25 protein-coding genes, 1 pseudogene and 1 other annotated feature are annotated in these 25960 nt (G+C 52.9%); of the genes and pseudogenes, 20 read left to right on the top strand and 6 right to left on the bottom strand.

The genetic code is table 11. The features are described 5' to 3' along the window. Positions 1-240: 240 nt before the first annotated feature. From clpB to rluD, 3 genes are all read right to left on the bottom strand, one after another. Positions 241-2814 (bottom strand): ATP-dependent chaperone ClpB, encoded by a 2574-nt coding sequence (gene clpB / locus AC2FC2_RS14085; RefSeq protein ID WP_209635253.1) that lies wholly within the window; start codon positions 2812-2814, stop codon positions 241-243. A 130-nt stretch (positions 2815-2944) separates the two neighbouring features. Beyond that, positions 2945-3676 carry a purine nucleoside phosphorylase YfiH gene (gene yfiH / locus AC2FC2_RS14080; protein WP_490659418.1) on the bottom strand — a complete coding sequence of 244 codons (732 nt, stop codon included), beginning with the start codon at positions 3674-3676 and terminating at the stop codon, positions 2945-2947. Next, positions 3676-4653, bottom strand: a complete 978-nt coding sequence (gene rluD / locus AC2FC2_RS14075; protein ID WP_209635249.1) for a 23S rRNA pseudouridine(1911/1915/1917) synthase RluD — start codon at positions 4651-4653, stop codon at positions 3676-3678. The genes yfiH and rluD overlap by 1 nt, the downstream gene beginning before the upstream one ends. Positions 4654-4784: 131 nt before the next feature. Between rluD and bamD the strand changes: the two genes are divergently transcribed. The 4 genes from bamD (at position 4785) to pheA (ending at position 7617) form a co-directional block, all read left to right on the top strand. Beyond that, a complete protein-coding gene (gene bamD / locus AC2FC2_RS14070; RefSeq protein WP_209635248.1) occupies positions 4785-5516 on the top strand; it encodes an outer membrane protein assembly factor BamD in 732 nt (243 codons plus the stop codon). Positions 5517-5828: 312 nt separating this feature from the next. Further along, on the top strand, positions 5829-6170 hold the full coding sequence (gene raiA / locus AC2FC2_RS14065; RefSeq protein WP_209635246.1) for a ribosome-associated translation inhibitor RaiA: 342 nt from the start codon (positions 5829-5831) through the stop codon (positions 6168-6170). Between the two features lie 120 nt (positions 6171-6290). Further along, positions 6291-6417, top strand: a sequence feature (Phe leader region). Beyond that, positions 6292-6339 carry a hypothetical protein gene (locus AC2FC2_RS14060; RefSeq protein ID WP_193378397.1) on the top strand — a complete coding sequence of 16 codons (48 nt, stop codon included), beginning with the start codon at positions 6292-6294 and terminating at the stop codon, positions 6337-6339. (Overlaps the previous feature by 48 nt.) Positions 6418-6459: 42 nt before the next feature. Beyond that, a complete protein-coding gene (gene pheA, locus AC2FC2_RS14055) occupies positions 6460-7617 on the top strand; it encodes a bifunctional chorismate mutase/prephenate dehydratase (protein ID WP_209635244.1) in 1158 nt (385 codons plus the stop codon). A gap of 45 nt (positions 7618-7662) precedes the next feature. On the opposite strand, the gene tyrA is transcribed toward pheA, so the two are convergent. Both tyrA and AC2FC2_RS14045 read right to left on the bottom strand, forming a co-directional pair. Then, positions 7663-8784, bottom strand: a complete 1122-nt coding sequence (tyrA, locus tag AC2FC2_RS14050; protein ID WP_490659417.1) for a bifunctional chorismate mutase/prephenate dehydrogenase — start codon at positions 8782-8784, stop codon at positions 7663-7665. A gap of 6 nt (positions 8785-8790) precedes the next feature. After that, entirely contained in the window at positions 8791-9864 is a 1074-nt protein-coding gene (locus tag AC2FC2_RS14045) for a 3-deoxy-7-phosphoheptulonate synthase (RefSeq protein WP_209635240.1), read from the bottom strand. A gap of 572 nt (positions 9865-10436) precedes the next feature. Here AC2FC2_RS14045 and AC2FC2_RS14040 point away from each other — a divergent pair. Next, positions 10437-11201: a DUF481 domain-containing protein gene (locus AC2FC2_RS14040; protein ID WP_020825294.1), complete on the top strand. Its 765-nt coding sequence runs from the start codon at positions 10437-10439 to the stop codon at positions 11199-11201. Between the two features lie 54 nt (positions 11202-11255). On the opposite strand, the gene AC2FC2_RS14035 is transcribed toward AC2FC2_RS14040, so the two are convergent. Further along, positions 11256-12122 carry a phage repressor protein CI gene (locus tag AC2FC2_RS14035; RefSeq protein WP_490659420.1) on the bottom strand — a complete coding sequence of 289 codons (867 nt, stop codon included), beginning with the start codon at positions 12120-12122 and terminating at the stop codon, positions 11256-11258. 266 nt (positions 12123-12388) lie between these two features. Between AC2FC2_RS14035 and AC2FC2_RS14030 the strand changes: the two genes are divergently transcribed. From AC2FC2_RS14030 to AC2FC2_RS13960, 15 genes and pseudogenes are all read left to right on the top strand, one after another. Further along, on the top strand, positions 12389-12694 hold the full coding sequence (locus tag AC2FC2_RS14030) for a hypothetical protein (RefSeq protein WP_490659416.1): 306 nt from the start codon (positions 12389-12391) through the stop codon (positions 12692-12694). 74 nt (positions 12695-12768) lie between these two features. Further along, positions 12769-12990, top strand: coding sequence for a TraR/DksA C4-type zinc finger protein (locus tag AC2FC2_RS14025; RefSeq protein ID WP_490659415.1), 222 nt, complete (start codon positions 12769-12771; stop codon positions 12988-12990). 4 nt (positions 12991-12994) lie between these two features. After that, positions 12995-15049, top strand: a complete 2055-nt coding sequence (locus AC2FC2_RS14020; protein ID WP_490659414.1) for a replication endonuclease — start codon at positions 12995-12997, stop codon at positions 15047-15049. A gap of 63 nt (positions 15050-15112) precedes the next feature. Beyond that, positions 15113-15307, top strand: coding sequence for a hypothetical protein (locus tag AC2FC2_RS14015; protein ID WP_490659413.1), 195 nt, complete (start codon positions 15113-15115; stop codon positions 15305-15307). A gap of 207 nt (positions 15308-15514) precedes the next feature. After that, positions 15515-15718 carry a tail protein X gene (locus AC2FC2_RS14010; RefSeq protein ID WP_490659412.1) on the top strand — a complete coding sequence of 68 codons (204 nt, stop codon included), beginning with the start codon at positions 15515-15517 and terminating at the stop codon, positions 15716-15718. 3 nt (positions 15719-15721) lie between these two features. Further along, positions 15722-15940, top strand: a complete 219-nt coding sequence (locus AC2FC2_RS14005) for an HP1 family phage holin (protein WP_012005317.1) — start codon at positions 15722-15724, stop codon at positions 15938-15940. Then, on the top strand, positions 15924-16463 hold the full coding sequence (locus tag AC2FC2_RS14000; RefSeq protein WP_490659411.1) for a lysozyme: 540 nt from the start codon (positions 15924-15926) through the stop codon (positions 16461-16463). The genes AC2FC2_RS14005 and AC2FC2_RS14000 overlap by 17 nt, the downstream gene beginning before the upstream one ends. Positions 16464-16475: 12 nt before the next feature. Beyond that, the gene (locus tag AC2FC2_RS13995) at positions 16476-16940 is read left to right on the top strand and encodes a phage tail protein (protein WP_490659410.1); all 465 of its coding nucleotides are present in this window, start codon (positions 16476-16478) and stop codon (positions 16938-16940) included. Between the two features lie 88 nt (positions 16941-17028). Continuing rightward, a complete protein-coding gene (locus tag AC2FC2_RS13990) occupies positions 17029-17664 on the top strand; it encodes a phage baseplate assembly protein V (RefSeq protein WP_490659409.1) in 636 nt (211 codons plus the stop codon). Beyond that, entirely contained in the window at positions 17661-18011 is a 351-nt protein-coding gene (locus AC2FC2_RS13985; protein ID WP_490659408.1) for a GPW/gp25 family protein, read from the top strand. The genes AC2FC2_RS13990 and AC2FC2_RS13985 overlap by 4 nt, the downstream gene beginning before the upstream one ends. A gap of 4 nt (positions 18012-18015) precedes the next feature. Then, positions 18016-18924 carry a baseplate assembly protein gene (locus AC2FC2_RS13980; RefSeq protein WP_490659407.1) on the top strand — a complete coding sequence of 303 codons (909 nt, stop codon included), beginning with the start codon at positions 18016-18018 and terminating at the stop codon, positions 18922-18924. Continuing rightward, positions 18917-19438 (top strand): annotated as a pseudogene (locus tag AC2FC2_RS13975) (phage tail protein I); the annotation flags it as partial. The gene AC2FC2_RS13980 and the pseudogene AC2FC2_RS13975, both read left to right, overlap by 8 nt. A 2768-nt stretch (positions 19439-22206) precedes the next feature. Further along, a complete protein-coding gene (locus AC2FC2_RS13970) occupies positions 22207-24084 on the top strand; it encodes a phage tail protein (RefSeq protein WP_490659406.1) in 1878 nt (625 codons plus the stop codon). Continuing rightward, positions 24085-24639, top strand: coding sequence for a tail fiber assembly protein (locus tag AC2FC2_RS13965; protein ID WP_490659405.1), 555 nt, complete (start codon positions 24085-24087; stop codon positions 24637-24639). It begins immediately after the preceding gene. A gap of 143 nt (positions 24640-24782) precedes the next feature. Beyond that, on the top strand, positions 24783-25952 hold the full coding sequence (locus AC2FC2_RS13960; RefSeq protein ID WP_490659404.1) for a phage tail sheath protein: 1170 nt from the start codon (positions 24783-24785) through the stop codon (positions 25950-25952). Positions 25953-25960: the final 8 nt, after the last annotated feature.

Below are 25960 nucleotides of genomic sequence, written 5' to 3'. Positions count from 1 at the left end.
GTTGTTCCCGGTCAGTGGAGGCGCATTATAGGGAGTTCTCAGAAGGCCGCAACCCCTAAATGCAAAAAACTTTTCAAACGCTCAAATAACCACCAAAAAGGCCATTTTAGGATATTTATTAGTCAGAAAATGGGAGTTTTAAGGCTGTTACCCCGCAAAAAATCGGAAGCCCAATAAAAACAGATAAAGAAAAGGGAGCGGTTTCCCGCTCCCTATTATCGTAATCACTCTATATAGACATTACTGCCTGGCGACGATGTGCTCGTTTTCCACATCCAGCGTAACCAACTTGCCTGGAATCAGTTTGCCAGAAAGGATTTGCTGCGCCAGCGGGTTTTCTATCTCCTGCTGGATAGCACGTTTCAACGGACGCGCCCCATATACAGGGTCGAAACCCGTTTTGCCTAGCAGCTCCAGTGCAGGTTCGGTCATCGTTACTGCATAACCACGCTCTTCCAGACGTTTGTACAGACGCGCCAACTGGATCTTGGCAATCTCGGCAATGTGTTTCTGACCGAGAGGATGGAACACGACCACCTCATCTATACGGTTGATGAATTCCGGACGGAAGTGGTGGCTCACCATTTCCATGACGGATTCCTTCATCTGTGCGTAGTTCATCTGACCAAAGTGCTCCTGAATGAGATCGGACCCCAGGTTAGATGTCATGATCACCACGGTATTACGGAAATCAACAGTACGTCCCTGGCCATCGGTCAGGCGCCCATCATCCAACACCTGCAGCAGGATGTTGAACACATCCGGATGCGCCTTCTCCACTTCATCCAGCAGAATCACGGAATAAGGTCTACGGCGCACCGCCTCAGTCAGGTACCCACCTTCTTCATAACCGACATAACCTGGAGGTGCACCCACCAGCCGCGATACCGAATGTTTTTCCATAAACTCGGACATATCGATACGCACCATCGCGTCGTCACTGTCGAACAGGAACGAAGCTAACGCCTTACATAGCTCGGTTTTACCTACCCCGGTCGGCCCGAGGAACAGGAATGAACCTATTGGCCGGTTTGGATCTGACAGACCAGCGCGGCTACGGCGAATAGCGTTGGATACGGCGCTCACCGCTTCATCCTGGCCAATGACCCGGGTATGCAGTTCATGCTCCAGGCGCAATAGCTTGTCACGCTCACCTTCCAGCATTCTGGCGACCGGAATACCGGTAGCGCGAGCCAGTACCTCAGCGATTTCTGCGTCAGTTACACGGTTACGCAACAGCTTCATGGTTTTGCCTTCAGCCAATGTGGCCGCAGCAAGCTGTTTTTCCAACTCAGGGATCTTACCGTATTGCAATTCTGACATCCGCCCCAGATCGCCGACGCGACGCGCCTGCTCCAGAGAGATTTTGGCCTGCTCAAGATCCGCTTTGATATTCTGCGTACCGGAAAGTGACGCCTTCTCGGCTTTCCACTCTTCTTCCAGCTCTGAATATTCGCGTTCTTTCTGCTCCAATTCACCACTGAGCATTTCCAGCCGTTTCTTACTGGCGTCGTCAGACTCTTTACTCAGCGCCTGCTGCTCCAGTTTAAGCTGTATGATGCGGCGCTCCAGACGATCAAGTGATTCTGGTTTCGAGTCCATCTGCATACGGATGCTGGACGCAGCCTCATCGATCAGGTCAATGGCCTTATCCGGCAGTTGGCGATCGGAGATGTATCGATGCGACAGCGTCGCCGCCGCGACTATCGCCGGGTCCGTGATCTGCACATGGTGATGCAGTTCATAACGTTCTTTCAGGCCACGCAAGATGGCGATGGTGTCTTCAACGCTAGGCTCTGCCACATAGACTTTCTGGAAACGACGTTCGAGCGCCGCATCCTTCTCTATATACTGGCGATATTCATCCAGCGTTGTCGCACCGACGCAATGCAGTTCCCCGCGCGCCAGCGCAGGTTTCAACATATTACCGGCATCCATCGCGCCGTCGGCCTTACCTGCACCAACCATAGTGTGCAATTCGTCAATGAAAAGGATAACGCTGCCTTCCTGTTTGGACAGGTCGCTCAGCACGCCTTTCAAACGTTCTTCGAATTCACCACGGTATTTAGCACCTGCAATTAATGCCCCCATATCGAGGGAAAGTACGCGTTTATGCTTCAGGCCTTCCGGCACTTCACCATTAATGATGCGCTGTGCGAGGCCTTCGACGATGGCGGTTTTACCCACGCCAGGTTCGCCGATCAATACCGGGTTGTTTTTGGTACGGCGTTGCAGTACCTGAATAGTACGACGAATCTCTTCATCACGACCGATAACCGGGTCAAGTTTGCCCTGCTCAGCACGTTCTGTCAGATCAATCGTGTATTTCTTCAACGCCTGACGTTGGTCTTCAGCACCTTGATCTTCCACGCTGTCACCGCCTCGCATTTGCTCAATGGCCTTACTGATTTTATCGGTTGTCGCGCCAGCCGCTTTCAACAGATCGGTCAATGTTCCACGATCTTCAAGCACCGCTAACACAAACAGTTCGGATGAAATGAATTTGTCCGCCCGCTTTTGCGCCAGCTTGTCGCACAGGTTCAGGACACGTACCAGCTCATGGGACGGTTGAACGTCACCACCGGTACCTTCAACTTGAGGCAGTCGAGACAAAGCCTGTTCGATTTCGGTGCGCACGCGCCCGGCATCGATACCGGCAGAAGTTAAGAGTGGACGAACCGTGCCCCCTTCCTGATTAAGCAAGGCGCTCATCAGATGTAACGGCTCAATAAACTGGTTGTCGCGCCCAAGTGCGAGAGATTGGGCATCGGCGAGGGCAAGCTGGAATTTGTTGGTAAGACGATCCAGACGCATAACACCTCCAAGTTTGGTCGAAATTGCTACTGGAGATTAAATGAGGTCATCCCTCAAATTTTCAAGGTTATTTCGACTGTATATTTTCGGTACTACATCATGCGTCTTTGGACCGCCCTAATTCAATAGGTTATATCAGCCAGATTAAACTTGCCAGACGTCCGGTTATTCCATCGCGGCGATAGGAGAAAAAATGACTCATTTCGCTCACCGTACAGCGATCACCACCGTAGATGGCGTGGATACCTGCACGCTGTAAGCGCTGACGGGCCAACAGATAGATGTTAGCCAGGAATTTATCGCCGTGTGGGATAAAGGCAGCCGCAGCGGCGCCATCAACATTTATAAACGCGGCACGCACTTCGGGGCCGACTTCAAACTGCTCTGGACCAATCGCCGGGCCGAGCCAGGCGTTAATGTTTGCTGGCTCAGTGGCAAATTCTGCCACCGTGTGTTCCAGCACACCATTACATAACCCGCGCCAACCGGCATGGGCTGCGGCCACTTCATCACCGGCCTGCGAGCAAAACAGCACCGGCAAGCAATCTGCCGTCATCACTGCACACACCTGCCCAGGCACATTACTGTAAACCGCATCCGCACGCAGATTGGTCGGCGTTCGCCCATCTAACCGCACGACACCTGTACCATGTATCTGTTCCAACCAAACCGGCATCTGCGGTAGTTCAGCCCCGCCCACCAGCCGTTGGCGGTTATCCGCGACTGCCCAAGCCTCATCACCAACGTGAGTGCCGAGGTTAAGCGAATCGTAGGGCGGCGCACTCACGCCACCACCACGGGTTGTGCTACAGGCTTTTACGCCAGCAGGCAGCGGCCAATCCGGTAAGATGAGCGAATCCATTACCAGTTCATCTGATCTTTGAATTCTTCGGTATCCGCTTTCAGCGCGTTAATCAGATCGACCATATCCTGTGGCAGCGGCGCATGCCACTCCATTTGGATACCGCTGATCGGATGATATAAACGCAGCATGGTAGCGTGCAGTGCCTGGCGATCGAAACCGCGCAGTGCGGCAATAAATGCCTCTGACGCGCCTTTTGGCGGACGCGGACGGCCACCGTAAAGCTGATCACCCACCAGCGGGTGGTTAATGTGCGACATATGCACACGGATCTGGTGAGTACGGCCGGTTTCCAGGCGCAAACGCAGACGAGTGTGCGCACGGAAATGCTCCATAATACGGTAGTGCGTCACCGCCGGCTTACCCATTGGGTGAACCGCCATATGGGTGCGTTTGGTTGAGTGGCGCGAAATAGGCTCCTCAACGGTACCGCCTGCGGTCATGGTGCCGATAGCAACCGCTTCATATTCACGCGTGATTTCACGCGCCTGCAGCGCTTCGACCAGTCGAGTTTGTGCTGGAACGGTTTTCGCCACCACCATTAGACCTGTGGTGTCTTTGTCCAGACGGTGCACGATGCCGGCACGCGGCACATCGGCAATTTCAGGATAGTAATGCAGCAACGCGTTGAGCACAGTACCGTCCGGGTTACCGGCACCGGGGTGCACAACCAGATCGCGTGGTTTGTTGATCACCAAAATATCACTGTCTTCATAGACGATATTGAGGGCGATATCCTGCGGTTCCCAGCGTGCTTCTTCTTCTATCTGTGCATCAATGGCGACCGTCTCTCCCCCCAGCACCTTCTCTTTCGGTTTGTTTATCGTTTTGCCATTGACCTGCACCCGATTGTCCAAGATCCAATCTTTTATGCGAGATCGTGAATAATCAGGGAACAATTCGGCCAAAGCCTGATCTAAACGTTGTCCGAGTTGAGATTCGGCCACCGTTGCGGTGAGTTGTACTTGTTGTGCCATATGCAGCTTCTTCGTTAACGTTGGGTTTTCACGGCGATGCCGTTTAATATAATGTGCTATTGTACCTGGTCTTTGTCGGGAGCTTAACGGACAGTCTCCCGGAATAACACCCTGAGGATAATCAAAACGTCATGACGCGTATGAAATATCTGGTGGCGGCAGCCACGTTGAGCCTGGCGCTGGCAGGTTGCTCCACATCCAAGGATGCGGTTCCCGACAACCCACCTTCGGAAATCTATGCTACTGCCCAGCAAAAACTGCAGGACGGTAACTTTAAGGGCGCGATTACGCAACTCGAAGCGTTAGATAACCGCTATCCTTTCGGGCCGTACTCTCAACAGGTCCAGTTGGATCTGATTTATGCCTACTACAAATCTGCCGATTTACCGCTGGCTCAGGCGTCTATCGATCGTTTCATGCGTCTGAATCCAACGCACCCGAACATTGACTACGTGATGTACATGCGTGGTCTGACCGATATGGCGTTGGATGACAGTGCATTGCAAGGCTTCTTCGGGGTCGATCGTTCAGACCGAGATCCTCAGCATGCACGCGCTGCGTTTCGCGACTTCAGCCAGCTGATTCAACAGTATCCGAACAGCCAGTACGTGACCGATGCAAACAAGCGTTTGGTGTACCTGAAAGACCGCCTGGCCAAGTATGAGCTTTCGGTGGTGGAATACTACACTAAACGCGGTGCCTACGTCGCGGTCGTTAATCGCGCCGAGCAGATGCTGCGTGAATTCCCGGATACCAAAGCGACACGCGATGCGTTGCCGCTGATGGAAAACGCGTATAAGCAATTGCAACTGAACGGCCAGGCCGACAAAGTGAGCAAAGTGATCGCTGCCAACCCGGCATAACCTGATTGGCAACAGCAGAAAAACAAAACGGCAGCCTCGGCTGCCGTTTTCATTTGCCGAATACTTAACCAAAGCAGGATAAATACACAAGCAAAAACACGGCGTTAGCACATATGCCTCACCGCTTATCCTTTCAATAATGCGCGTTCCGCTCTCTAGACTCAAGCGTTAGATAGCCAATTCAAAGCTTGAATCACAGATTGAACTAACTTTGCAAAAAGTGACAAAAAAATGTGATTTTCATCACGCATTTAAGCAAAAAGCGGGGTATGCTGGACTCATCCAAGACGGAAAGACAGAGAGGTAAGTTATATGACATTGAACATTACCAGCAAACAAATGGATATCACTCCCGCAATCCGCAGTCACGTCGAAGACCGTCTCACCAAACTGGAAAAATGGCAGGCCCAACTGATTAACCCGCATATCGTCTTATCGAAAGAACCGAAAGGGTTTGTTGCCGACGCCACCATTACCACACCTAACGGCCCGCTGGTTGCCAGCGCCAAACATGATGACATGTACACCGCCGTTAACGATTTGATCGCCAAGTTAGAGCGCCAGTTGAACAAGGTGCAACATAAAGGCGAAGCACGCCGTGCCGCGACCAGCGTGAAGGACATTATTCCGGAAGTAGAGCCGGAACAGGAATAACCGTTTAGCGGCTGTTTCACATCGAACGCGCCTGAGGGCGCGTTTTTTGTCTGGTTTTTTTATTGACGAGATAAAAGCCTGCGGTTACTTTAAAACTTGTCACACACACTTTGGATATCACATGGCTCGTAAACCGTTTTTCTTCGCATTCTTTTTTACCTTCCCCTGATTGGGAGGCGTTTCGTCGTGTGATAAAGAATGCGAAGACGAACAGCAAAGCCTCCTGAAAACAGGGGGCTTTTTTTATGGCTATTTTACAACGTATAAAAATACAAGGCAGAAGCTGATTATGACTGACAACCCGTTACTCGTGCTGCGCAAACGCATCAGCGCACTGGATCTGAAATTGCTGTCCTTGCTGGCAGAGCGCCGTGAGCTGGCGGTAGAAGTAGGGAAAACCAAACTTCATTCCCATCGGCCAATCCGCGACAAAGAGCGTGAACGCGATCTGCTGGATGCCTTAATTGCCGCCGCCAAGCCCTACGACCTGGACGGATTTTACGTCACTCGCCTGTTCCAACTGATTATTGAAGATTCTGTGTTGACCCAGCAGGCGCTATTACAGAACCAACTCAATCAAGTCAGCCAACATTCTGCCCGTATCGCGTTCCTTGGCCCTAAAGGGTCCTATTCACACTTGGCAGCACGTCAATACGCCGCCCGCCATTTCGATCAATTGATCGAGTGCGGCTGCCATAAATTCCAGGACATTTTCACCCAGGTCGAAACTGGCCAGGCGGATTACGCTATTTTGCCCATCGAGAACACCAGTTCAGGTTCGATTAACGACGTCTACGATTTACTGCAGCACACAAGTTTGTCTATCGTCGGTGAATTGACTAACCCTATTGATCACTGCGTCCTGGTTGCCAATGACACTGATCTTGCCCAGATCGAAACCGTGTATAGCCACCCTCAGCCATTCCAGCAGTGTAGCCAATTCATTAACCGCTACCCGCACTGGAAAATTGAATATTGTGAAAGCACCGCAGCCGCGATGGAAAAAGTGGCCAAATTGAACTCGCCAAAAGCCGCCGCATTAGGCAGCGAAGCTGGCGGTGCTCTCTATGGTCTACAGGTGTTGGAACATAATCTGGCCAATCAACAGCAGAACATTACTCGCTTCATTGTGCTGGCGCGCAAAGCGATTGACGTCTCGGAACAAGTTCCCGCTAAAACGACGCTGATTATGGCCACAGGCCAGCAGTCTGGCGCGTTGGTGGAAGCATTGCTGGTGCTGCGCGATAACGGCATCATCATGACCAAACTGGAATCTCGCCCGATTAACGGTAACCCGTGGGAAGAAATGTTTTATATCGATGTGCAGGCAAACCTGCGTTCTGAAGCGATGCAGAAAGCATTGAGGGACCTGACGCCCATCACGCGCTCGTTGAAGGTGCTGGGTTGCTACCCGAGTGACACCGTAGTACCCGTCAATCCATCCTGATAGAGATAAAAAAGGGTTCGGCATTTGCCGAACCCCGATACATTATTATTGCCGGCTGTCGTTCGCCTGACGTAACAACGAGCGGCTTTCCACCAAGAATCGCTGCGCATAGTCACCAAACCAATGCTCGACCTTCTGGAAGCTCTGAATAAACGCCTGTTTGTCGCCCTGATCCAGCAGCTTTATCGCCTCACCAAACCGTTGGTAGTAGCGTTTGATCAATGCAATGTTCTCTTCCGAGGACATGATGATATCCGCGTACAGCTGCGGATCCTGAGCAAACAGACGCCCGACCATCGCCAACTCTAACCGATAAATCGGCGAAGAAAGTGCCAGCAACTGTTCCAACTGAACGTTTTCTTCTGCCAAGTGCAAGCCATAGGCAAAGGTTGCAAAATGGCGCAGTGCCTGAATAAAGGCCATGTTCTGGTCGTGCTCAACCGCGCTAATACGGTGTAAACGTGCCCCCCACACCTGCAACTGCTCCAATAACCATTGGTACGCCTGCGGCTCGCGACCGTCGCAATACACCACCACTTGTTTGGCTACACTGCCAACGTCAGGGCCAAACATCGGATGCAGACCCACCACAGGGCCAGTATGCGCAGCCAACATGGCATTCAGCGGACGATTTTTTACGGAGGCCAGATCAACCAGGATGCAATCTGCCGGCAGTGGCGGTAACCGCTCAATGACCTGTTCTGTCACGTGAATAGGTACGCTGACAATCACCATGCCGGCATCCGCCAGCAAAGTGTCAGCCTGCGCCCAATCGTCCTGATCCAACACTTTGACCTGGTAGCCGGACAGCGTCAGCAGACGATTAAACAACCGCCCCATTTGGCCATTACCGCCAATAATGACAATCGGGCGCAATTGCGGATGCAGCGTTTTAAAACCTTTGTCGTTCTCGCTGACGTAAGACTCGCGCATAACACGACGTAATACGTCCTCAATCAAGTCAGGCGGTACACCAAGGTTTTCCGCCTCTTTACGTCGTGAGGCCAGCATTGCGGCCTCACGCTCAGGAACATATACCGGTAAGCCGTGGTGGCTTTTCACCTCCCCCACTTCCGCCACCAGGTGCAGGCGTTTCGCCAGCAGCTCTAACAGCGCCTTATCCACTTCGTCAATTTGATCGCGCAGCGCGGTCAGTTCAGCCACCATAACTTACTACTCTCCAGTGCGTGCCGTCAGTGCGGCGCCGAGTTCCTGGTGCATATGACGCAGCAGCGTCTCTGTACTTTCCCAATTAATACAGGCGTCGGTTACAGAAACACCGTAGCGCATATCTGCACGCGGTTGCTCAGATGACTGGCTGCCTTCGTGCAGGTGGCTTTCCAGCATGATGCCGGTGATCGAACGGTTACCCGCTTTGATCTGCTCTACCACGGACTCGGCAACTGCCGGTTGACGACGATAGTCTTTATTCGAGTTGCCATGGCTGCAATCTATCATCAAGGACGGATGGAGTCCCGCGTCCCGCATCTGTTTTTCACAGGCTGCAACGTCCTCAGCACTGTAGTTTGGCGTTTTACCACCACGCAAAATCACATGGCCATCCGGATTGCCCTGCGTTTGCAACAGACATACTTGGCCAGCCTGATTGATACCCACAAATCGATGCGGCATTGCCGCGGCGCGCATGGCATTGATTGCCGTACCCAGGCTGCCATCCGTGCCATTTTTGAAGCCGACCGGCATCGACAACCCTGAAGCCATTTCGCGGTGAGTTTGTGATTCCGTCGTGCGCGCACCAATCGCTGACCAGCTAAACAGGTCGCCAAGGTATTGCGGGCTGTTTGGATCTAATGCTTCTGTTGCCAACGGCAAGCCCATACCAACCAGATCAAGCAGCAGGCGACGCGCGATATGCAAACCTGCTTCAACATCAAACGAACCATCCATGTACGGATCGTTAATCAAGCCTTTCCAGCCAACAGTGGTTCGCGGTTTTTCAAAATAGACACGCATAACGATATACAGCTGATCGCTCAATTCAGCCGACAGGGTTTTCAAATGACGGGCGTAATCCAGTGCAGCATCCGGGTCATGGATAGAACAAGGCCCGCACACCACCAACAGGCGATGATCGCGCCCCTGCAAGATATCGGCGATGGTTTTGCGCGCGGTAGCGATTTCATTTTCATCGCTGGCGCTAAGCGGGAACTGGTTCTTCAACTCTTCCGGAGTAATCAGAATTTGTTCTGCACTGATATGAACGTTATTGAGCGCGTCTTTTTGCATGATGCTATTCCTGTCGTTTGCCGTTATGCGTAAGCGTTGAGAGTACGTTGAGCGATTCAGGACCTTACCATATCACGTGATGTAAAGTTTTCAATCCGATATCTGTAAATAAAAAATTACCAATAAGATTACGCATACCAAAAGATGATATTAAAAAACAAGAAAATTTATTTAACTAACTGATTTTAAATGAATAAAATCAAGGAAACACTAGAGTCCTCTTTTCATTTCTTCATAGCTACCCAGCCTACATCACCACCGAAAAACGTAAATATAAATTTACATCAATGATATCAATACACCCCAGGAGCAAGGCTCTACCGAACATAATAGCCAGGTACATCTCACAATGCGGTTGCCACCAAGCGACAACCTCACGTAATGCCCCGTTAAATGCTAAGGACACTCAGCATGATATGCCACTGGACAGGGTTAATTAAGTAGAAGAAAAGTGAATAAGTGATGATGAGAAATTAAAAACTTAAGCTAATCGTAGCTATTTTGGTCGCCATGACGAACCGATATAATGTGACCGAAATCACCTATAATCACTCTTAACAACTGGATCCAAAATGCTCTCTTTACGCGCTCGTCGCGCTATTCCGCTGTTCATTAGCTGCTTAACGACTTTCACCAGTGTTTCAGCCCTTGCCGACAATACACTTTTTACCGCGATGGACGACCCAGCCACAGCTAAAAAGCCATTTGAAGGTAACGTCCAGGCTGGTTACAACTCTCAGTCAGGCAACTCGCAAAGCTCAACACTGTTGGCTAACACCAGCATGACCTGGTTCAACAGCGATGCTGCCTACAGCCTCTGGGGAGCAGCCAACAACACCACGTCGTCCAATGTGCGTTCGTCAGAAAAGTATCAAGCCGGTGGCCGTACCCGTTATAACCTGAGCGATCGTAACTATCTGTTCGGCCAAGCAAGCTGGCTGAGCGACCGCTTCAACGGCTATGACTCCCGTTCAACACTGACCGGGGGTTATGGCCGCCAGATTCTCAACGGACCGCTCAGCGATCTGCGTGTTGAATTTGGTCCAGGCGTTCGTCACGACGAATACCATGGTGGTGGTCGTTCAACCAAAGCGCTGGCCTACGGTGCTGCTAACTATTCGTACCAGCTAACCGACAACACCAAGTTCTCCGAAGGTGTTTCCGCACTGGCGAACGAAGAAACCACGTTGAACTCCGAAACTGCATTGAGCGTCGCAATTAACGAAAAATTTGCACTGCGCCTGGCCTACACGGTGACTTACAACAGTAAGCCACCTGCGTCTGCACCAAAGAATACCGACACGACCACCTCAATCAGCCTGGTCTACGGTCTGTAATTCCTTCGTCTCTACAATCCAATATTACCTAAGCCCATCATTGATGGGCTTTTTTTATGCCTGAGGTGACAGCGTCAACCAAATCATGCCCAATGCTTTCAATGCATCGGTGGAACACTGGAAGTCCGCATTCCCGCCGCAGACCTGTACCTGATTACCCGGCAAACGCGCAATATCATAGACGTCAATGTTGCCATCTATGTCGATCAACCAACGGCCATTGGCAATGTGTGTCACCGCTAAATCCACCAGCCAAGAAACCCGCCCGCCGTCAACATAGGCTGGCTGTGTAACGCCAGCAGAGATGAGTGAACTATCCGCCAACCATTCTCCTGCATCTTTCAGTTGCCCGGCAACGAGCCTATATTTAGGTAGTGCCCGCCCGCTGGCTGGCGCCACGTCATACTTGTTGCCATTCCACATATCTCCTTGCCCAGTAGCTAACCACAGCAAAGAAACACCGGTATCCAAAGCACAGGTCACCACGATATCCCCTGGAAAATAATTACGGCGAACCCAAGTGCTCATGGTACCTGATGAAATCCCCAACAAATCCCCCAGTTCTTTCTGAAGACTGAAACCATAGGCATCAAGGATACGGCGCAGAACGCTTTTACCGCCGGAGGCCAGAACTCGGTCATAAAGCGCTTTGCCCTGTGCTGGCTGAGTAGACATGTATCCGACTTTTGCTTTTGCAAGCTCACCAGTCATTAGCCAAGACAAATCAGTGCCCGTAGCCAGCGCACAGCTAATGATCACATTACCAGGAACACTACCGCGCTGCTGCCAGCTACTGATATTGTTAGGAGCTATCCCCAAGATTTCACTAAGTTCTTTTTGCGTGCTAACACCATAGGCTGAAAGGATCCTTTCAATCACAGCGCCTACTGAGGCGTTAACGTTCACAGTTTCTTCACGCATATCATCACCGATTAAATTAAATCTTGTATTTACAAGTCGCATTTTGCGATCTAAAGTACAGTCACAATGCTTCAAAAACGATTTCCATACTATTTTAGTTAAGATGATGCGATACGGTTGATGAAAATGCAAACACCAAGATAACCAAGTAGCACGTTACACCGGCTGTTAAGTGCAGAGAGCGCGAGTAATCACAAGGTGATTGTGACTTTAGTTGGAATAACTCTCGCTTTTGCAAGTCCAATATAGCATTCAGGGAGGTCGCCATGCTGCTGGCCAGTGAAGAACAGCGGGCTATTGGTTTGCGGCGTATCGCCGAAATCCGCCGTACACTGTTCGCCCACAATAAAAATCAGGCCGAAGAGATCTATAACACAGCGCCGCTGCATCTGCGCCACACGTTCTGTTTTCATGCTGGCTTAACCGAACACCACGTGATGTTGCGGTTCGATGAAATGAGCTATCTCCACCGACAGAAAATTGTCGCTGCGCTCAATGCCTTCATTGAATTGGGCAAAGCACTGCCTCGCTATATCAGCGAAGAAGACTGTTTACTCAATCAGAAAAAATAGCCGTTCTGCAAACCCTGGCGTGCAACCCGCCGGATATCGCTCGGCCCAAATACCCTCTTTAAGGAAAACACCCAATGGCTGATACCATTGATATGGCGCAAGAACGCCAGGCGCTAGTGCTCGAAAAGCAGATAGCCTATGCCAGACCCTTAGTTACTCAGGCTTCTGCACTGTTTTGCGTCGGATGTAACGTGGCGATCCCGGAAGCACGACGCGGAGCCATTCCTGGCGTAAGCCGCTGCGTGACCTGCCAAGAGCTCGCAGAAGCTCAGCAACGTCATTTTATCCAACGGTAAAACGATGTCCGCCCCGACCCACAGCCAGACTTCATCCTTGTTTGAAGGCGTGTCCCCCTGGAATGCCCCGCGGCCAGCCATCGGCCGCGAACCGACGTTAAACCGCGATCGGCTACGCCAGTGGCAAGCCGCGCTACGGCGTGTCAACACCTTGCCTTATTACCTGCGAACGCAGTTTATTGAGCATCATCAACATCTGCTGAGCCAACAGGGGCCGCAAGCATCCTGGCGTTACCTGGTGCTATTTTTCGAACGCCGAATGTGGCCACGCATTCAGCAGGTGAACCTTAAATTTGGCCTGAATCGGCAAGCATCGGCACGGTTTGGTAATGAAGCCGATAGCTACGGGGCTTTGCCGACACTAGGTGATAAAGCACTGGAGCAGTTAGCTAAACGGATCGCCGGTCAACTCTTGGCAATTTATCAGAGCGAATGCGATACCCTCTTGGCTAAACATGCAGAGGATGCTTCGGTGTTGCTGCAAACGAAGGTTCAGACGCGTCTCTACGGCCAGATCGCTGGCATGGCACGTGCCTTCAACATTCAGCCCATGCATTGGCGTTGCTACCAAAAGGGGAACTTAGATAGCCATCGCGCAATGGCAGCGTTATCGAGGCTGACCTGCAACCGTTGGTGGTTCCGCCAGCTTAAAACGCAACGTATGCAGTGGCGAGAAGCTTTGCTGATTGCAATTGGGAATGTCAGTCGCAACACCTCACCCTATGCCAGTCAGCAGGCTATTAGAGATGTAAAGGCGCGGCGCCAGTCAAACCTGGATTATCTGCGCCGCTGTGATTTGGAAAATACTCAGACCGGCGAACGTATTGATCTGATGGAGAAAGTACTGGGTAGCATCGCCAACCCGGCGATCCGCCGTATGGAGCTAATGAATACCCTCGCAGGCATTGAAACCTACGCCGCGCGCAGGAAGCATATCGGACTGTTTGTCACCCTGACGACTCCCGCACGTTTTCATCCCACTCGAACCCTTGGTGACCATCGCAAGACACGCTTCAATCACCGCTGGGACCCTGAAGATTTCACCCCAAAAGACGGCCAACGCTACCTGGTGAAGCAATGGAGCAAAATGCGCACCGCATTTAAGGATTGTCAACTCCAGGTCTACGGCATCCGGGTGGTGGAACCCCACCACGACGGTACGCCGCATTGGCACCTGATGCTGTTTACTCCCCATAATCACCGTCAACCGGTGATCGATATTCTGCTCCGTTATGCACTGCAGCAGGATGCGGGGGAACCCGGAGCGCAAGAGAATCGTCTCCAGTATAAGCACCTGAATCGAGGGGGTGCGACAGCTTACATGGCCAAATATATTGCCAAGAATCTCGATGGCTATGCGCTGGAGGGAGAACTCGATCATGAGACCGGTACCCCGTTGAATGAAACCGCCAATGCCGTCAGCGCTTGGGCCAGCACCTGGCGTATTCCGCAGTTTCATCCTTTTGGTTTGCCCAGCATGGGCGCATACCGCGAGTGTCGTCGCATTCGTGGGCAAAGCCTGACGCAGCAGTTCGATGAGCGAACCGAAGCCGTACGCGCCGCCGCCGATACTGGAGACTTCTCCGGTTATATCGATGCCCAGGGCGGTGCCAACGTGCCCCGCAACCGGCAATGGGTACGTGTAGCGCGTGATGATGCGCCCACACTGAACAGTTATGACGAACGAGTGCAAAAAGTGGTCGGTATTTATGCTCCTCATCTGGGCTCCGAACGGGTATACCGGACAAGGACGCTGCAGTGGCGCATCGTCGCCAAAAACAGCAAATCTGCGACACCTTGGAGTTCTGTCAATAACTGTGGGTCCTCCCCCTTTAACGGCCCGAAACTGGCACCCTCCGCACGTCTGACTACAGCACAACAGCAGTATTGCCTGACTATTGCCCGCGATCTTCGGCAGATAGGTATCGATCCGCAGCGCTGGCAACTGGAAGTATTAGCAAGAGGAGGAAAAATCAGCTTTGACGGACAACTTGTACAATTTCCGCTAATCAATGACTGGGCCAACTTTTACCGCACAAATGATAAATCCAATCATTGACGCCTTTAGCGTTTTGCTTAATACTGTATAAATAAACAGTATACTTAAGAGAGGGCAAGAACAGTGGAAATTATGGATAAACAACAGCTAACACTGTCCCGCATCCAGTTCATCGCCGATGTTTCGCAGGCTGCTCAGTGCAGTGCCGCCGAATTTTTGATCGCCATGTCGCTGATTTCAGATCTGGCCGGCCAGGTGCTGCCAGACAATGATTATCAAGAAATATTTTACCCGGCTGACGGACAGGACTCTCGCTAAGCCAGTCGCTGCTGGTGCTACCCCCCCTTTTTTTCCAACACCCGCCGCCGGCGGGTGTTTTCGTTTATGCCGTCGGCACTTTCTCGCTTCGGTTGTGCCAGCTCATCCACAACCCCATCGCGTTGCCGACGCCAGCCCCGCGCGGGAAACTGGTGCCTATCCAGGGCCCCCGAGCCGCTATCACTCCCCTATTGCAGGAGCGTAATAATGAAAATTTATGCACAACAAGGCGACACCATTGACGCAATTTGCTGGCGCTATTACGGCAGCACTCAGCGTCTGGTGGAGCAGGTTTATCTCGCCAATCGTGGCCTGGCCAATGCAGGCCCAATACTCCCCCACGGTCATCCGATCGAACTGCCAGATCTGCCGGCGGCCGTTCAACGAGAAACCGTCAAACTGTGGGACTAAACGATGGAGAAACTCACCTCAACGCTTGCCTATCTCACGGCGGCCTGCCTGGCCTGGATGGGGCGGCACTCTACACAGGACATTGCCCTTTTGGTCGGTGCTGCGGTCGGTGTTGGTACCTTCGCAGTGAATTGGTACTACCGGCGTAAAAGCTACCAGCTGTTGAAATCGTTAAAAAAAAACGGCTTGAAACGCGGAGTCTACGATGAACTCACTCGCTAAACGCTGCGGCGTGGCGGCTATTTTGGCCCTCGCCACCCTGCTGCCACAGTTTAATACCCTGCACACCTCTGAGCAGGGATTGCGTCTGATTGCCGATTTCGAAGGCTGCCGGCTTTCGCCTTATCAATGTAGTGCCGGCGTCTGGACCAACGGCATCGGCCATACCGCCGGTGTGAAAGCCGGCTCTGTCATCAACGAACATCAGGCAGCGGCCAATCTGATCGAGGATGTCCGCACCGTCGAACGAGGGATAGCCCGCTGCATGGCAGTAAAGATGCCTCAGCCGGTTTACGACGCAGTCAGCGCTTTTGCCTTCAACGTAGGAGTTAGCGCGGCCTGCAATTCCACATTGGCCACCTTTATCAAACGCCAACAATGGCAGGCAGCTTGCGATCAGCTACCGCGCTGGATCTATGTCAACGGCATTAAAAGCCAGGGGCTGGAGCGCCGTCGCACTGCCGAACGTGCGCTGTGCCTGCAAGATGCCCAGCGCCCATCGCAGTTGCTTCGACTCAACCATTAAAGGAGAGACATCATGTTAAAACCCGAGCAGTTGCGTACTGCGCTGACCACCGCTCTGCCAGACCTACAGACGCATCCCGATAAGTTACGCATCAGCCTGGATAACGGCCGCGTGGTCTCGACATTAGGCCCTTCGCTGTCATTCGAATACCAATACCAGCTCAATCTGACGCTGAGCGACCAGACTGCCGAAGAAGACCTGGTGATGGTCACCGTCTTGACCTGGCTGCGCAGTCACCAGCCCGACATTCTCGCCAACGCGGAAAAACGAAAAAATAGCTTTGCCTTCAAACGCGATATCAGCGCCGCCGGCCAGCTTGACCTGCAGTTGCAATTGACCGAACGCATTCAGGTGGAACATCGCGACAGCGCGTTGCATATCACACCGTTGACCGAGCCAGCAGAGCCGGAGAATGTCATTCGCTTCACCCGCGTTTACCTGCACGGCGAGCTGATCAGCCAATTTCAGCAGCCATAAACTGACCCGAGGGACGGCTTCTGTTGTGCTGGCGTCAGCTAAACGCCGCCGCATTGCCGCTCCCCTTACACGGCGGCATTCTTAACAGATGAACACAGACAACTTTGATATTCAGCGCCTGGTACGCAACCTGATACGCATCGGCACCATCAGCGAGATCGACCTCGAGCGCGGGCGCTGCCGCGTTGCCACCGGTGGCAACCTCACCGACTGGCTTAACTGGCTAACCGGCCGAGCCGGTGATGCTCGTTACTGGTGGGCGCCCAGCGTAGGTGAACAGGTGCTGGTGCTGTCGCTGGGAGGCGAGCTCGACACCGCCTTCGTGCTCCCCGGCATTTTTTCCGATGCCCATCCCGCGCCGTCAACCTCGGCTCAGGCAGCACATATCACCTTCCCTGACGGCGCGGTGATCGAATACGAACCGGCAGCAGGGGCACTGAAAGTCATGGGTATCAAGAGCGCCACCATCGAAGCCACAGAACAGGTAAGCGTCACTGCACCGGCCATCACCTGTCGTGCAACGAGCAAGATCACGCTGGATGCCCCCGAAGTGGAATGCACCCAGCTATTAACCACCGGCACCATCGCCATCAGGCAGGGCGGCTCGATGACCGGCGATCTCAACCACTCCGGCGGCAGCATCAGTTCTAACGGCGTGGTGGTACATAGCCACACCCACGGCGGCGTGCAAAACGGCGGAGGCCAAACGGATAAACCAGCATGAATAACGCGAAATATCTCGGCATGAACCGCGGCTCGGGCCGCGCGATCACCGATCTTGACCATATCCACCAATCGGTTAGCGACATTTTAATCACTCCGATCGGCTCACGCATCATGCGCCGCAATTACGGTTCGCTGCTGTCCGAGCTGCTGGATCAGCCGCAAAACGACGTGCTGCGGTTGCAGATTATGGCTGCCTGCTACAGCGCGCTGCTGCAATGGGAGCCGCGCATTCAACTTAGCGGCATCACCTTTAACACCACCATCGACGGAAAAATGGTGGTCGACATTACCGGCAACCGTACCGATACGCCGGATACCTTTTCTCTTTCTGTTTCTGTGAGCTGACACCATGGCAACCATTGACCTGAGCTTATTACCCGCCCCCACAGTGGTGGATCCTCTCGATTACGAGTCTCTGCTGGCCGATCGCAAAGCCACGCTGATTTCCCTTTACCCTGAAGAACAACGTGAAGCCATTGCACGTACGCTGACGCTGGAGTCGGAACCGATCGTCAAACTGCTGCAGGAAAACGCATACCGCGAACTGATCCTGCGCCAGCGCATCAATGAGGCCGCTCAGGCGGTGATGCTCGGCTATGCCGGCGGCAGCGATCTGGATCAGCTTGGCGGTAACTTCCAGGTTGAACGCCTGGTGGTCCAGCAGCCTGACAATACGGTCACTCCACCGGTGGCGGCGATTATGGAGTCCGACAGCGATTTCCGTGTGCGCATCCAGCAGGCCTTCGAAGGGCTGAGCGTTGCCGGCTCCAGCGGTTCCTACGAATACCACGGCCGTTCCGCCGATGGCCGGGTAGCCGATGTTTCTGCCACCAGCCCCAGCCCGGCCAACGTACTGATTTCGGTTCTCTCGCGTGAAGGTGATGGCACCGCCAGTGCCGAGCTGGTGGCGATTGTCGATAAAGCGCTGAACGATGAAGACGTGCGCCCGGTGGCGGATCGGGTCACCGTCCGTTCTGCCACCATCGTCAATTACAATATCGATGCACTGCTCTACCTCTACCCTGGTCCGGAAGCCGAACCAATCCGCCGCGCTGCCGAAGCCAAGCTGAAAAGCTACATCAGCGCGCAACATCGCCTGGGCCGTGATATCCGTCTGTCGGCGATTTATGCCGCTCTGCATGCCGAAGGGGTGCAACGGGTAGAACTGAAAAGCCCTCAGGCCGACATCGTGTTGGATAAAACCCAGGCTTCGTACTGTTCCAGCTATCTTCTGGCGGTAGGAGGCTCCGATGAGTAACCGCCTGCTGCCGGTCGGCTCTTCACCTCTGGAGGTCGCTGCGGCCGCCGCCTGCGCCGAGCTGGCCGTGATGCCGGTCCCCCTGCGGGAACTGTGGAACCCGGCCACCTGCCCAGTCAACCTGCTGCCGTATCTGGCCTGGGCGTTTTCGGTCGATCACTGGGATGAGGACTGGACGGAGGAAAGCAAACGCAACGTCGTTTCTTCTGCCTTCTTCGTGCATCGTCATAAAGGCACTATCGGCGCCATCCGCCGCGTGGTGGAGCCGTTGGGCTATCTAATCAAACTGCGCGAATGGTGGGAAACCAACGCGGAACCAGGCACCTTTTCACTGGATATCGGCGTGCTGGAAAATGGCATCACCGAAGAAATGTATCTGGAAATGGAACGGATGATCGCCGACGCCAAACCGGTCAGCCGCCACTTGACCGGCCTGGCGCTGAACCTGGAAGCCTCAGGTAATATCGAGGTCGCCGGCGGTCATTACGACGCCGAGATAACCACGGTATATCCGGATTATGTCGAGTACGCCCACCAGATGCTGGAGGGCCACTATCAATTTTTACAACGTAATACCGGTACCACCCTGGATTCGACCCAACAACATTTTGTCCTTAATGAAGAACATGTTCTGGCTGACTCGCGCCATGAACGAGAGCTTTCGCGCATGGCAGGATTGCCCAATGACGCCACCACCGAGGGGCAGGCATTGCAAATTCTCGGCTATGCCCATGCCTACCTGGCGACCCGACAACAGAAGTACCTGGATCAGGCCATTGCCTGTTTCGATGCTTATGTGACTCATTTTTACGACGGTGCCCCCATCCCAAAAACCCCTCAGCGTTGGGTAGCCAACTGGATCGTCAACGCCAAGGAGCCGGTACCTGCCAACTGGCCGGTAGACAGTAAAGATCCGACGCACAGCGGTTTCAAAGGCGTCCCCATGACCTTCATTAAAGGCAAAACGCAGATCCCGCAGGGCGCGCCGTACTGGGGGGAATATCTGGATATCGCTACTTTCGCCTTTGACGGCATCCTGGCCTGGGATGCCATCAATGCACAGGTGCGTGCGGTTGACGCCGCCGGCAACGTGAGCTGGAGCAGCGACGGCAAGCGTTACGACGTTGAATGGATCATTAACTGGCAGGGTTATCAGATTAGCGCTGACGGTGACATTCTGGCCCAGGGTCTGCCCTCCGAGCAGTTTGGTACCGTTCAACTGAAAGATGACACGCTCAGTGGCAGCCATAAGCTGAACTTCGCCAATCGCCAGCCTGTCGAGCACGGCGGCGTCATGATCGAACGTAATCAGGCTCAGCACAATCGTCCGCTGCACGTGCCAGTTCCGCACAATGCCATGGGTAATGCGGCGGACGCCGAATTATGGTTCGCCGATGCCTGTCACCTGCTGCACCAAATCACCGGCGAGCAGCGCTATTTCAACGCCTGGAAAAGCGTTGAATTCACCGCCATGGAATACACCGATATTGACGCGCAGGATAAATTCTTCCGCCAGAGTTTGCATGCCAATACTCCCTTCACCGACGGCATCTCCTACGACTGGTCTTATCCTGCCGATGCGCCCGTCAGCTATGCACGCAACGCCGAAGGTATGATCAGCCTGCGTAAAGAAGTAGCGTCTCAACAGTCGCTGGAGCAGCAGGCGGTGTGGTTTCGCATCAACGACCAATCGAAAGTACGCACTAGTTTCGGCGGCGTTGATGACAAAAACCAGCCGATTTCCTGCAAATTACAGCTTGCTATTGCACCAGAAAAAGATGCGGCACAAGCCACTGACTGGGGCATAGGTCTGCCGCAGTCCACCCAAACTCAGGTAAAAACTTACGATATCCCACTCACCAGTCTGGCGGCGTTAACCCGCAAAGATGGCAGCGATTATCTGCTGGCCGACCTGCGTGCCGTGACCGATTACGGCGGTTGCGCGATCGGCAGCCTGTTTGAGGAGCAAGTTTACGATCGGCGCAGCGCAACGATAATCAACGCGCGCTACCCTAACGATGACGCCGGAATGGTAATCGGTGCCTGGCTGACTGCCGGAGAACGTTTTCCTGTTAACCAATTGGTTTATCGCGCCGATGCCGACTTCAACCTGCGGCTAGAGGATGACGACAAATGGCGCTGGTACTGGATACTACCCGCCACCGACGGTAAATGGAAGTTGGCAACCTTTGGCCCGGCAGCCGCAGTGCTAAGCGGCTATCAGCCGGACCATCAGGATGCTGATGAGAAACCTGCCCATCCTAATTTCAGCACTGTTGACCAGGTCACTATCCTGCAAGACGGCAACGTAGCGGACGCCAACTTCAGTTACTACGTACTGAATGATATTCCGCCGACCTTCAGCGCTGACGACGGTTACACCATCAAATACCGCGTCACGCTACAGGCGGAAAATCCTTATACCGCGCTTTTAGGGGATTGCACCCTGTTGGGCCACCGTCAGGACAGCCTATTCTGCACGCCCGGCGTGATCCCCTTTTCCAACATCTATCAGGCAGACAGCCAACAGTTCGACGGCTGGCACGGCATGCCTTATCCGGGCTACCAGTACCCCTTCATTTTCGTGCACGCCGATGCCGATCCCGACGGCCTGATGCTGAACAACATGACCGAGTTCCTGTGGCAGTCACAGCAATGGTACCAGCAGCAGTTTGGCGTATTGGGGCCCGGCGCTTCCGCTTATATCTGGAATCGCTGGGACAACCTGAGCTATGGCAATGCGGACAACTGGACCATGTATCACTGGGGCGATGGGACTGCCTGGTCCGGTTATCAGCCGCGAGCTTTCTTTGGCGCTGCGCGCGCCTGGCATGAGCTGAAACTGGCGGGTAAAACACCGCCGGCCAAATTGGTCAGCTATGTCGAAAACTGGCTGAACTGGCTGATTGGTTTTACTCAGGATTCTGGCGGTATTACACCGACCGATTTCCCGATGTCCGGTATCCCACAACCCGACAAACATGACTTTACCGGCCATATGTGTGGCCTTTGGTTGGCCGGAGCCGTGATGGCAAAAATGGCCGGTAGCGAGGTCATCGGAACAGAATATTTTATTGAACAATGCGTTACAGAGTTACAGAAGAATTATCTCACCAGTGGGGATGTGATGGATGGCGCCTGGTCGCCAGCCCCGCGTCCCGGCACGGACAACGGGATGTTCTTCGGTTTTTGGTCGGGTGAAATCCTGCGCGGATTGAGCCTGTATGTGATGTACAAGAGCGGCCTCAACTATCCGGCCGACAAACAGAAGAGAGCAACGACATGACAGCAAAATACCGCGCCCTGCTCACCGATCAGGGCAAAGCGCTGCTGGCTAACGCCGCGGCAACCGGCCAGAAGCTGGAGATCACCCAGATGGCCGTCGGCGACGGCGGTGGCTCAGCCACTTTGCCCAGCGAAAACCAAACCAAACTGGTGAACGAGAGGCGACGCGCCGTGCTCAATTCCCTGCAGGTTAACGCCAACAGCAGCAACCAGGTAATCGCCGAGCAAATAATCCCCGAAGATACTGGCGGCTGGTGGATCCGTGAACTGGGGCTGTACGATAAAAATGGCGTACTGGTAGCCGTGGCCAATACTCCTGACACTTATAAGCCATTGCTGGCCGAAGGTGCCGGTCGTACTCAGGTCGTGCGCATGGTCCTGCTGGTCAAAGGTGACGCCAGCGCAGTGATTGTGGCGGATAAAACCGCCGTGTTGGTTTCCCGTGATACGCTGGATGCGGCTATCGCCGAACATGCTCGTTCACGCAATCACCCTGACGCTACCCTGCTCGCCAAGGGGTTCACCCAGTTGAGCAGTGACATTAATAGCAGCAGCGAAGCCCTGGCGGCGACGCCAAAAGCGGTGAAGGCGGTTAATGATGCGAGCGTCAAAAAAAGTAACAACCTTTCGGATCTGACCAACAAGGCCGTCGCACGTGGCAATCTCGCACTGGGTAATGCTGCAACGAGAAATGTGGGAACTGAAGCTTCAAACCTGATGGAAGTCGGGGCGTTCGGCCTCGGTGCAGGCCCAATACATCGTACAGACACTTACAGCAACCGTGGTGAAATTTATCGAGTCAACAGCACTTCAAAAAATGCACCAGGTGGCGGTGTCTATGGCGTACTAAACCTCCCTTGCGATGGAGGTCCTTCCAGCGGATATCTGGCTGTGCAGAATAATGGCGCTGCTTATATCGGTAACTCCAGCACAGCGGAGAGACCACTGTCATGGTCCAGGATTTATACTACGGGTTTTAAACCTACTGCAGCGGATATTGGAGCCTATAGCAAGGCCGAGGCTGAAGGGCGTTTTGTCAAACAAAGTGGAGACACCATTACCGGTGGTTTAACGGTTAATGGCTCTATTGAAACAAAATCAGGGATGACCACTCCGTCATTATCTGTAAATGGATCAACCACTATTGCAGGTGGGCTTATTGCAAAGGCTGGTGTGGAGTTTTACGGTTCTACTCCATATATAGATTTCCATTATAATAATAGCACCGACGACTTTGACACCAGACTAATTAATGACAACAAAGGTATATTATCTTTTCATGGTTCAGAATATTATATTAATGGCAAGCTGAGTGCCACTGGTGACATTTGGTTCGGTGGTAAATTAAATGTTAATGGCATCTCTACATTCTACAGTGGTGATTTCATCACCAAATTTGGAAATATAACCCATGCTGACGGAAACCGGCAGACAAATGGTTTCCGCTTACAAGGCCAGGGAGATCTGTCTGCAGACATTTATCATTATGAAAAAGTCGGTAGTTATCATGAACTTGGGTTGCACGTAGCTAACGGCGGTGCTGACGGTTGGTTCGCATTCCGCAACAATGGTGAATTTCGCGCTAATGGCGCAATCTTTGCTTCTGGAGCTATTTTACAAACAGACGGTAATCTCAATGGCAGCGTATGGGGGGGATATCTAAGTAATTATCTTGACCGAAATTATGTCCGTGACATCCGACTGGGAAGTCTGGAAAGTATTATGACATGGAATGGTCCTGGTTACTCAGATAGTGCTGGTTATGTATTAACCGGTGCGTTAAATAGTAATAGAGACGAATATATTGACACTATCTTCCGTCGCCCACTACAAAAAAACATTAACGGAAACTGGGTTACCGTTTGGAGCGTTTAAATGAAAAATATAAAAAATTTCACTCTGACTCAGCCTGAAAGTTCAGAACAAAAATTACTGGCAGCCTCACATGGTGTTCTATTTTTAAAGTCTGATAACGGTGATGACTGGTATGAGTGTCAAAAATCATTCCGCCAAGACACATTTAAGATCATGTATGATATGAATGGTATTATTCACTCAATCTCCAACAAACCTAATGCAGAAGGACATTATGATGTTTCTGGTTTTTTCCCAGAAAACATGAGCGTTGCAGAAATAGAGCACCTACCGGAACATGCTGATATTGATGGTCGCTGGATGTTTGATGGGACACAGGTTAAGCCTCGCGCGTACTCAATCGCAGAATTACAGCAACAGGCTACGAATAAAAAACAGGATCTGATTAATCAAGCCACGCTCCAAATTACAACACTCAACGACGCCATCGAGTTAGAGATGGCGAACGAAGATGAGCAACGGCGGTTAACTACCTGGAAGACCTATCGCGTTCTACTCAACCGAATCGATCCAGAAGATGCCGCCGACATCGATTGGCCAAATCCACCACAGTAATATCCATCCAACGCCCCGACAGGGGCGTTTTTTTTAACCTTAATTTTCCTACTGTTGTATCAGTTCTCATACATACCCAATGAGATGCACGCGCCCATCACGAAGGGCATTCTGTTATGACCAACCACAAACGGAGTAATGCTATGGGTGATTATCACCACGGCGTGCGTGTCCTCGAAATCAACGAAGGCACCCGCGTAATTTCCACCGTCTCGACGGCTATTGTCGGCATGGTTTGTACTGCAGAAGATGCCGATACAACCTTGTTCCCCCTCAACACTCCGGTGTTGATTACTGACGTTCTGGCCGCCAGTGGCAAGGCCGGTAAGAATGGCACTCTGGCACGCTCGCTGCTGGCGATCGCCGAGCAGGCCAAACCGGTCACCGTCGTGGTACGCGTGGCGGAAGGCAAAGACGAGGCCGAAACCACTTCCAATATCATTGGTGGCGCCGATGAGAACGGTAAGTACACCGGTATGAAAGCCTTGCTGGCGGCACAGGCCGAGTTGGGGGTTAAGCCCCGTATTCTGGGGGTGCCAGGCCACGACAACCTGGAAGTCGCTACCGCGCTGGCCGGCATCTGCCAGCAGCTGCGTGCCTTCGGCTATATCAGCGCCTACGGCTGCAAAACCGTATCCGATGCCATCAAGTACCGTGCAAGCTTCAGCCAACGCGAACTGATGCTGATTTGGCCGGATTTTGTTAACTGGAACACGACGACCAACAACAGCGATATCGCTTACGCCACAGCTCGAGCACTAGGTCTGCGCGCCAAAATTGACCAGGAAACTGGTTGGCATAAAACCCTGTCTAACGTCGGCGTCAACGGCGTCAGCGGTATTTCGGCCAGCGTATTTTGGGATCTGCAAACCGTCGGTACCGATGCCGACCTGCTGAACGAAGCCTGTGTCACCACCTTGATCCGCAAAGATGGCTTCAAGTTCTGGGGCTCACGCACCTGTTCCGACGAGCCATTATTCCAGTTCGAAAACTATACCCGCACCGCGCAGGTATTGGCTGACACCATGGCCGAAGCTCATCTGTGGGCCGTTGACCGCCCGGTTACGCCAACGCTGATCCGCGACATGATCGACGGTATCAAAGCCAAGTTCCGCGAGCTGAAATCTGCCGGGCTGATCATTGACGGCGACTGCTGGTATGACGAAAGCGCCAACGACAAAGAAACCCTGAAGGCCGGCAAGCTGTTTATCGATTACGACTACACCCCAGTACCGCCGCTGGAAGACTTGACCCTACGTCAGCGCATCACCGACCGCTACCTGGCGAACTTCGCCGGGTCCGTGAACAGCTAAGGAGACCT

The sequence above is a fragment of the Serratia sp. CoH_122_TC_1 genome (assembly GCF_058191755.1).
The sequence above is the reverse complement of the archived record's forward strand: the minus strand, read 5'-3'. Positions and strand labels throughout refer to the sequence as shown.

Coding starts and splice junctions, on each gene's coding strand:
- AC2FC2_RS14045 (WP_209635240.1), bottom strand. CDS start 9,864: ATGCAAAAAGACGCGCTCAATAACGTTCATATCAGTGCAGAACAAATT.
- AC2FC2_RS13980 (WP_490659407.1), top strand. CDS start 18,016: ATGGCAACCATTGACCTGAGCTTATTACCCGCCCCCACAGTGGTGGAT.
- pheA (WP_209635244.1), top strand. CDS start 6,460: ATGACTGACAACCCGTTACTCGTGCTGCGCAAACGCATCAGCGCACTG.
- AC2FC2_RS14010 (WP_490659412.1), top strand. CDS start 15,515: ATGAAAATTTATGCACAACAAGGCGACACCATTGACGCAATTTGCTGG.
- AC2FC2_RS13970 (WP_490659406.1), top strand. CDS start 22,207: ATGACAGCAAAATACCGCGCCCTGCTCACCGATCAGGGCAAAGCGCTG.
- tyrA (WP_490659417.1), bottom strand. CDS start 8,784: ATGGTGGCTGAACTGACCGCGCTGCGCGATCAAATTGACGAAGTGGAT.
- AC2FC2_RS14025 (WP_490659415.1), top strand. CDS start 12,769: ATGGCTGATACCATTGATATGGCGCAAGAACGCCAGGCGCTAGTGCTC.
- AC2FC2_RS14030 (WP_490659416.1), top strand. CDS start 12,389: ATGCTGCTGGCCAGTGAAGAACAGCGGGCTATTGGTTTGCGGCGTATC.
- AC2FC2_RS14035 (WP_490659420.1), bottom strand. CDS start 12,122: ATGCGTGAAGAAACTGTGAACGTTAACGCCTCAGTAGGCGCTGTGATT.
- AC2FC2_RS14005 (WP_012005317.1), top strand. CDS start 15,722: ATGGAGAAACTCACCTCAACGCTTGCCTATCTCACGGCGGCCTGCCTG.
- rluD (WP_209635249.1), bottom strand. CDS start 4,653: ATGGCACAACAAGTACAACTCACCGCAACGGTGGCCGAATCTCAACTC.
- AC2FC2_RS14040 (WP_020825294.1), top strand. CDS start 10,437: ATGCTCTCTTTACGCGCTCGTCGCGCTATTCCGCTGTTCATTAGCTGC.
- AC2FC2_RS14000 (WP_490659411.1), top strand. CDS start 15,924: ATGAACTCACTCGCTAAACGCTGCGGCGTGGCGGCTATTTTGGCCCTC.
- bamD (WP_209635248.1), top strand. CDS start 4,785: ATGACGCGTATGAAATATCTGGTGGCGGCAGCCACGTTGAGCCTGGCG.
- AC2FC2_RS13985 (WP_490659408.1), top strand. CDS start 17,661: ATGAATAACGCGAAATATCTCGGCATGAACCGCGGCTCGGGCCGCGCG.
- clpB (WP_209635253.1), bottom strand. CDS start 2,814: ATGCGTCTGGATCGTCTTACCAACAAATTCCAGCTTGCCCTCGCCGAT.
- AC2FC2_RS13965 (WP_490659405.1), top strand. CDS start 24,085: ATGAAAAATATAAAAAATTTCACTCTGACTCAGCCTGAAAGTTCAGAA.
- AC2FC2_RS14020 (WP_490659414.1), top strand. CDS start 12,995: ATGTCCGCCCCGACCCACAGCCAGACTTCATCCTTGTTTGAAGGCGTG.
- AC2FC2_RS13960 (WP_490659404.1), top strand. CDS start 24,783: ATGGGTGATTATCACCACGGCGTGCGTGTCCTCGAAATCAACGAAGGC.
- yfiH (WP_490659418.1), bottom strand. CDS start 3,676: ATGGATTCGCTCATCTTACCGGATTGGCCGCTGCCTGCTGGCGTAAAA.
- AC2FC2_RS13995 (WP_490659410.1), top strand. CDS start 16,476: ATGTTAAAACCCGAGCAGTTGCGTACTGCGCTGACCACCGCTCTGCCA.
- AC2FC2_RS13990 (WP_490659409.1), top strand. CDS start 17,029: ATGAACACAGACAACTTTGATATTCAGCGCCTGGTACGCAACCTGATA.
- raiA (WP_209635246.1), top strand. CDS start 5,829: ATGACATTGAACATTACCAGCAAACAAATGGATATCACTCCCGCAATC.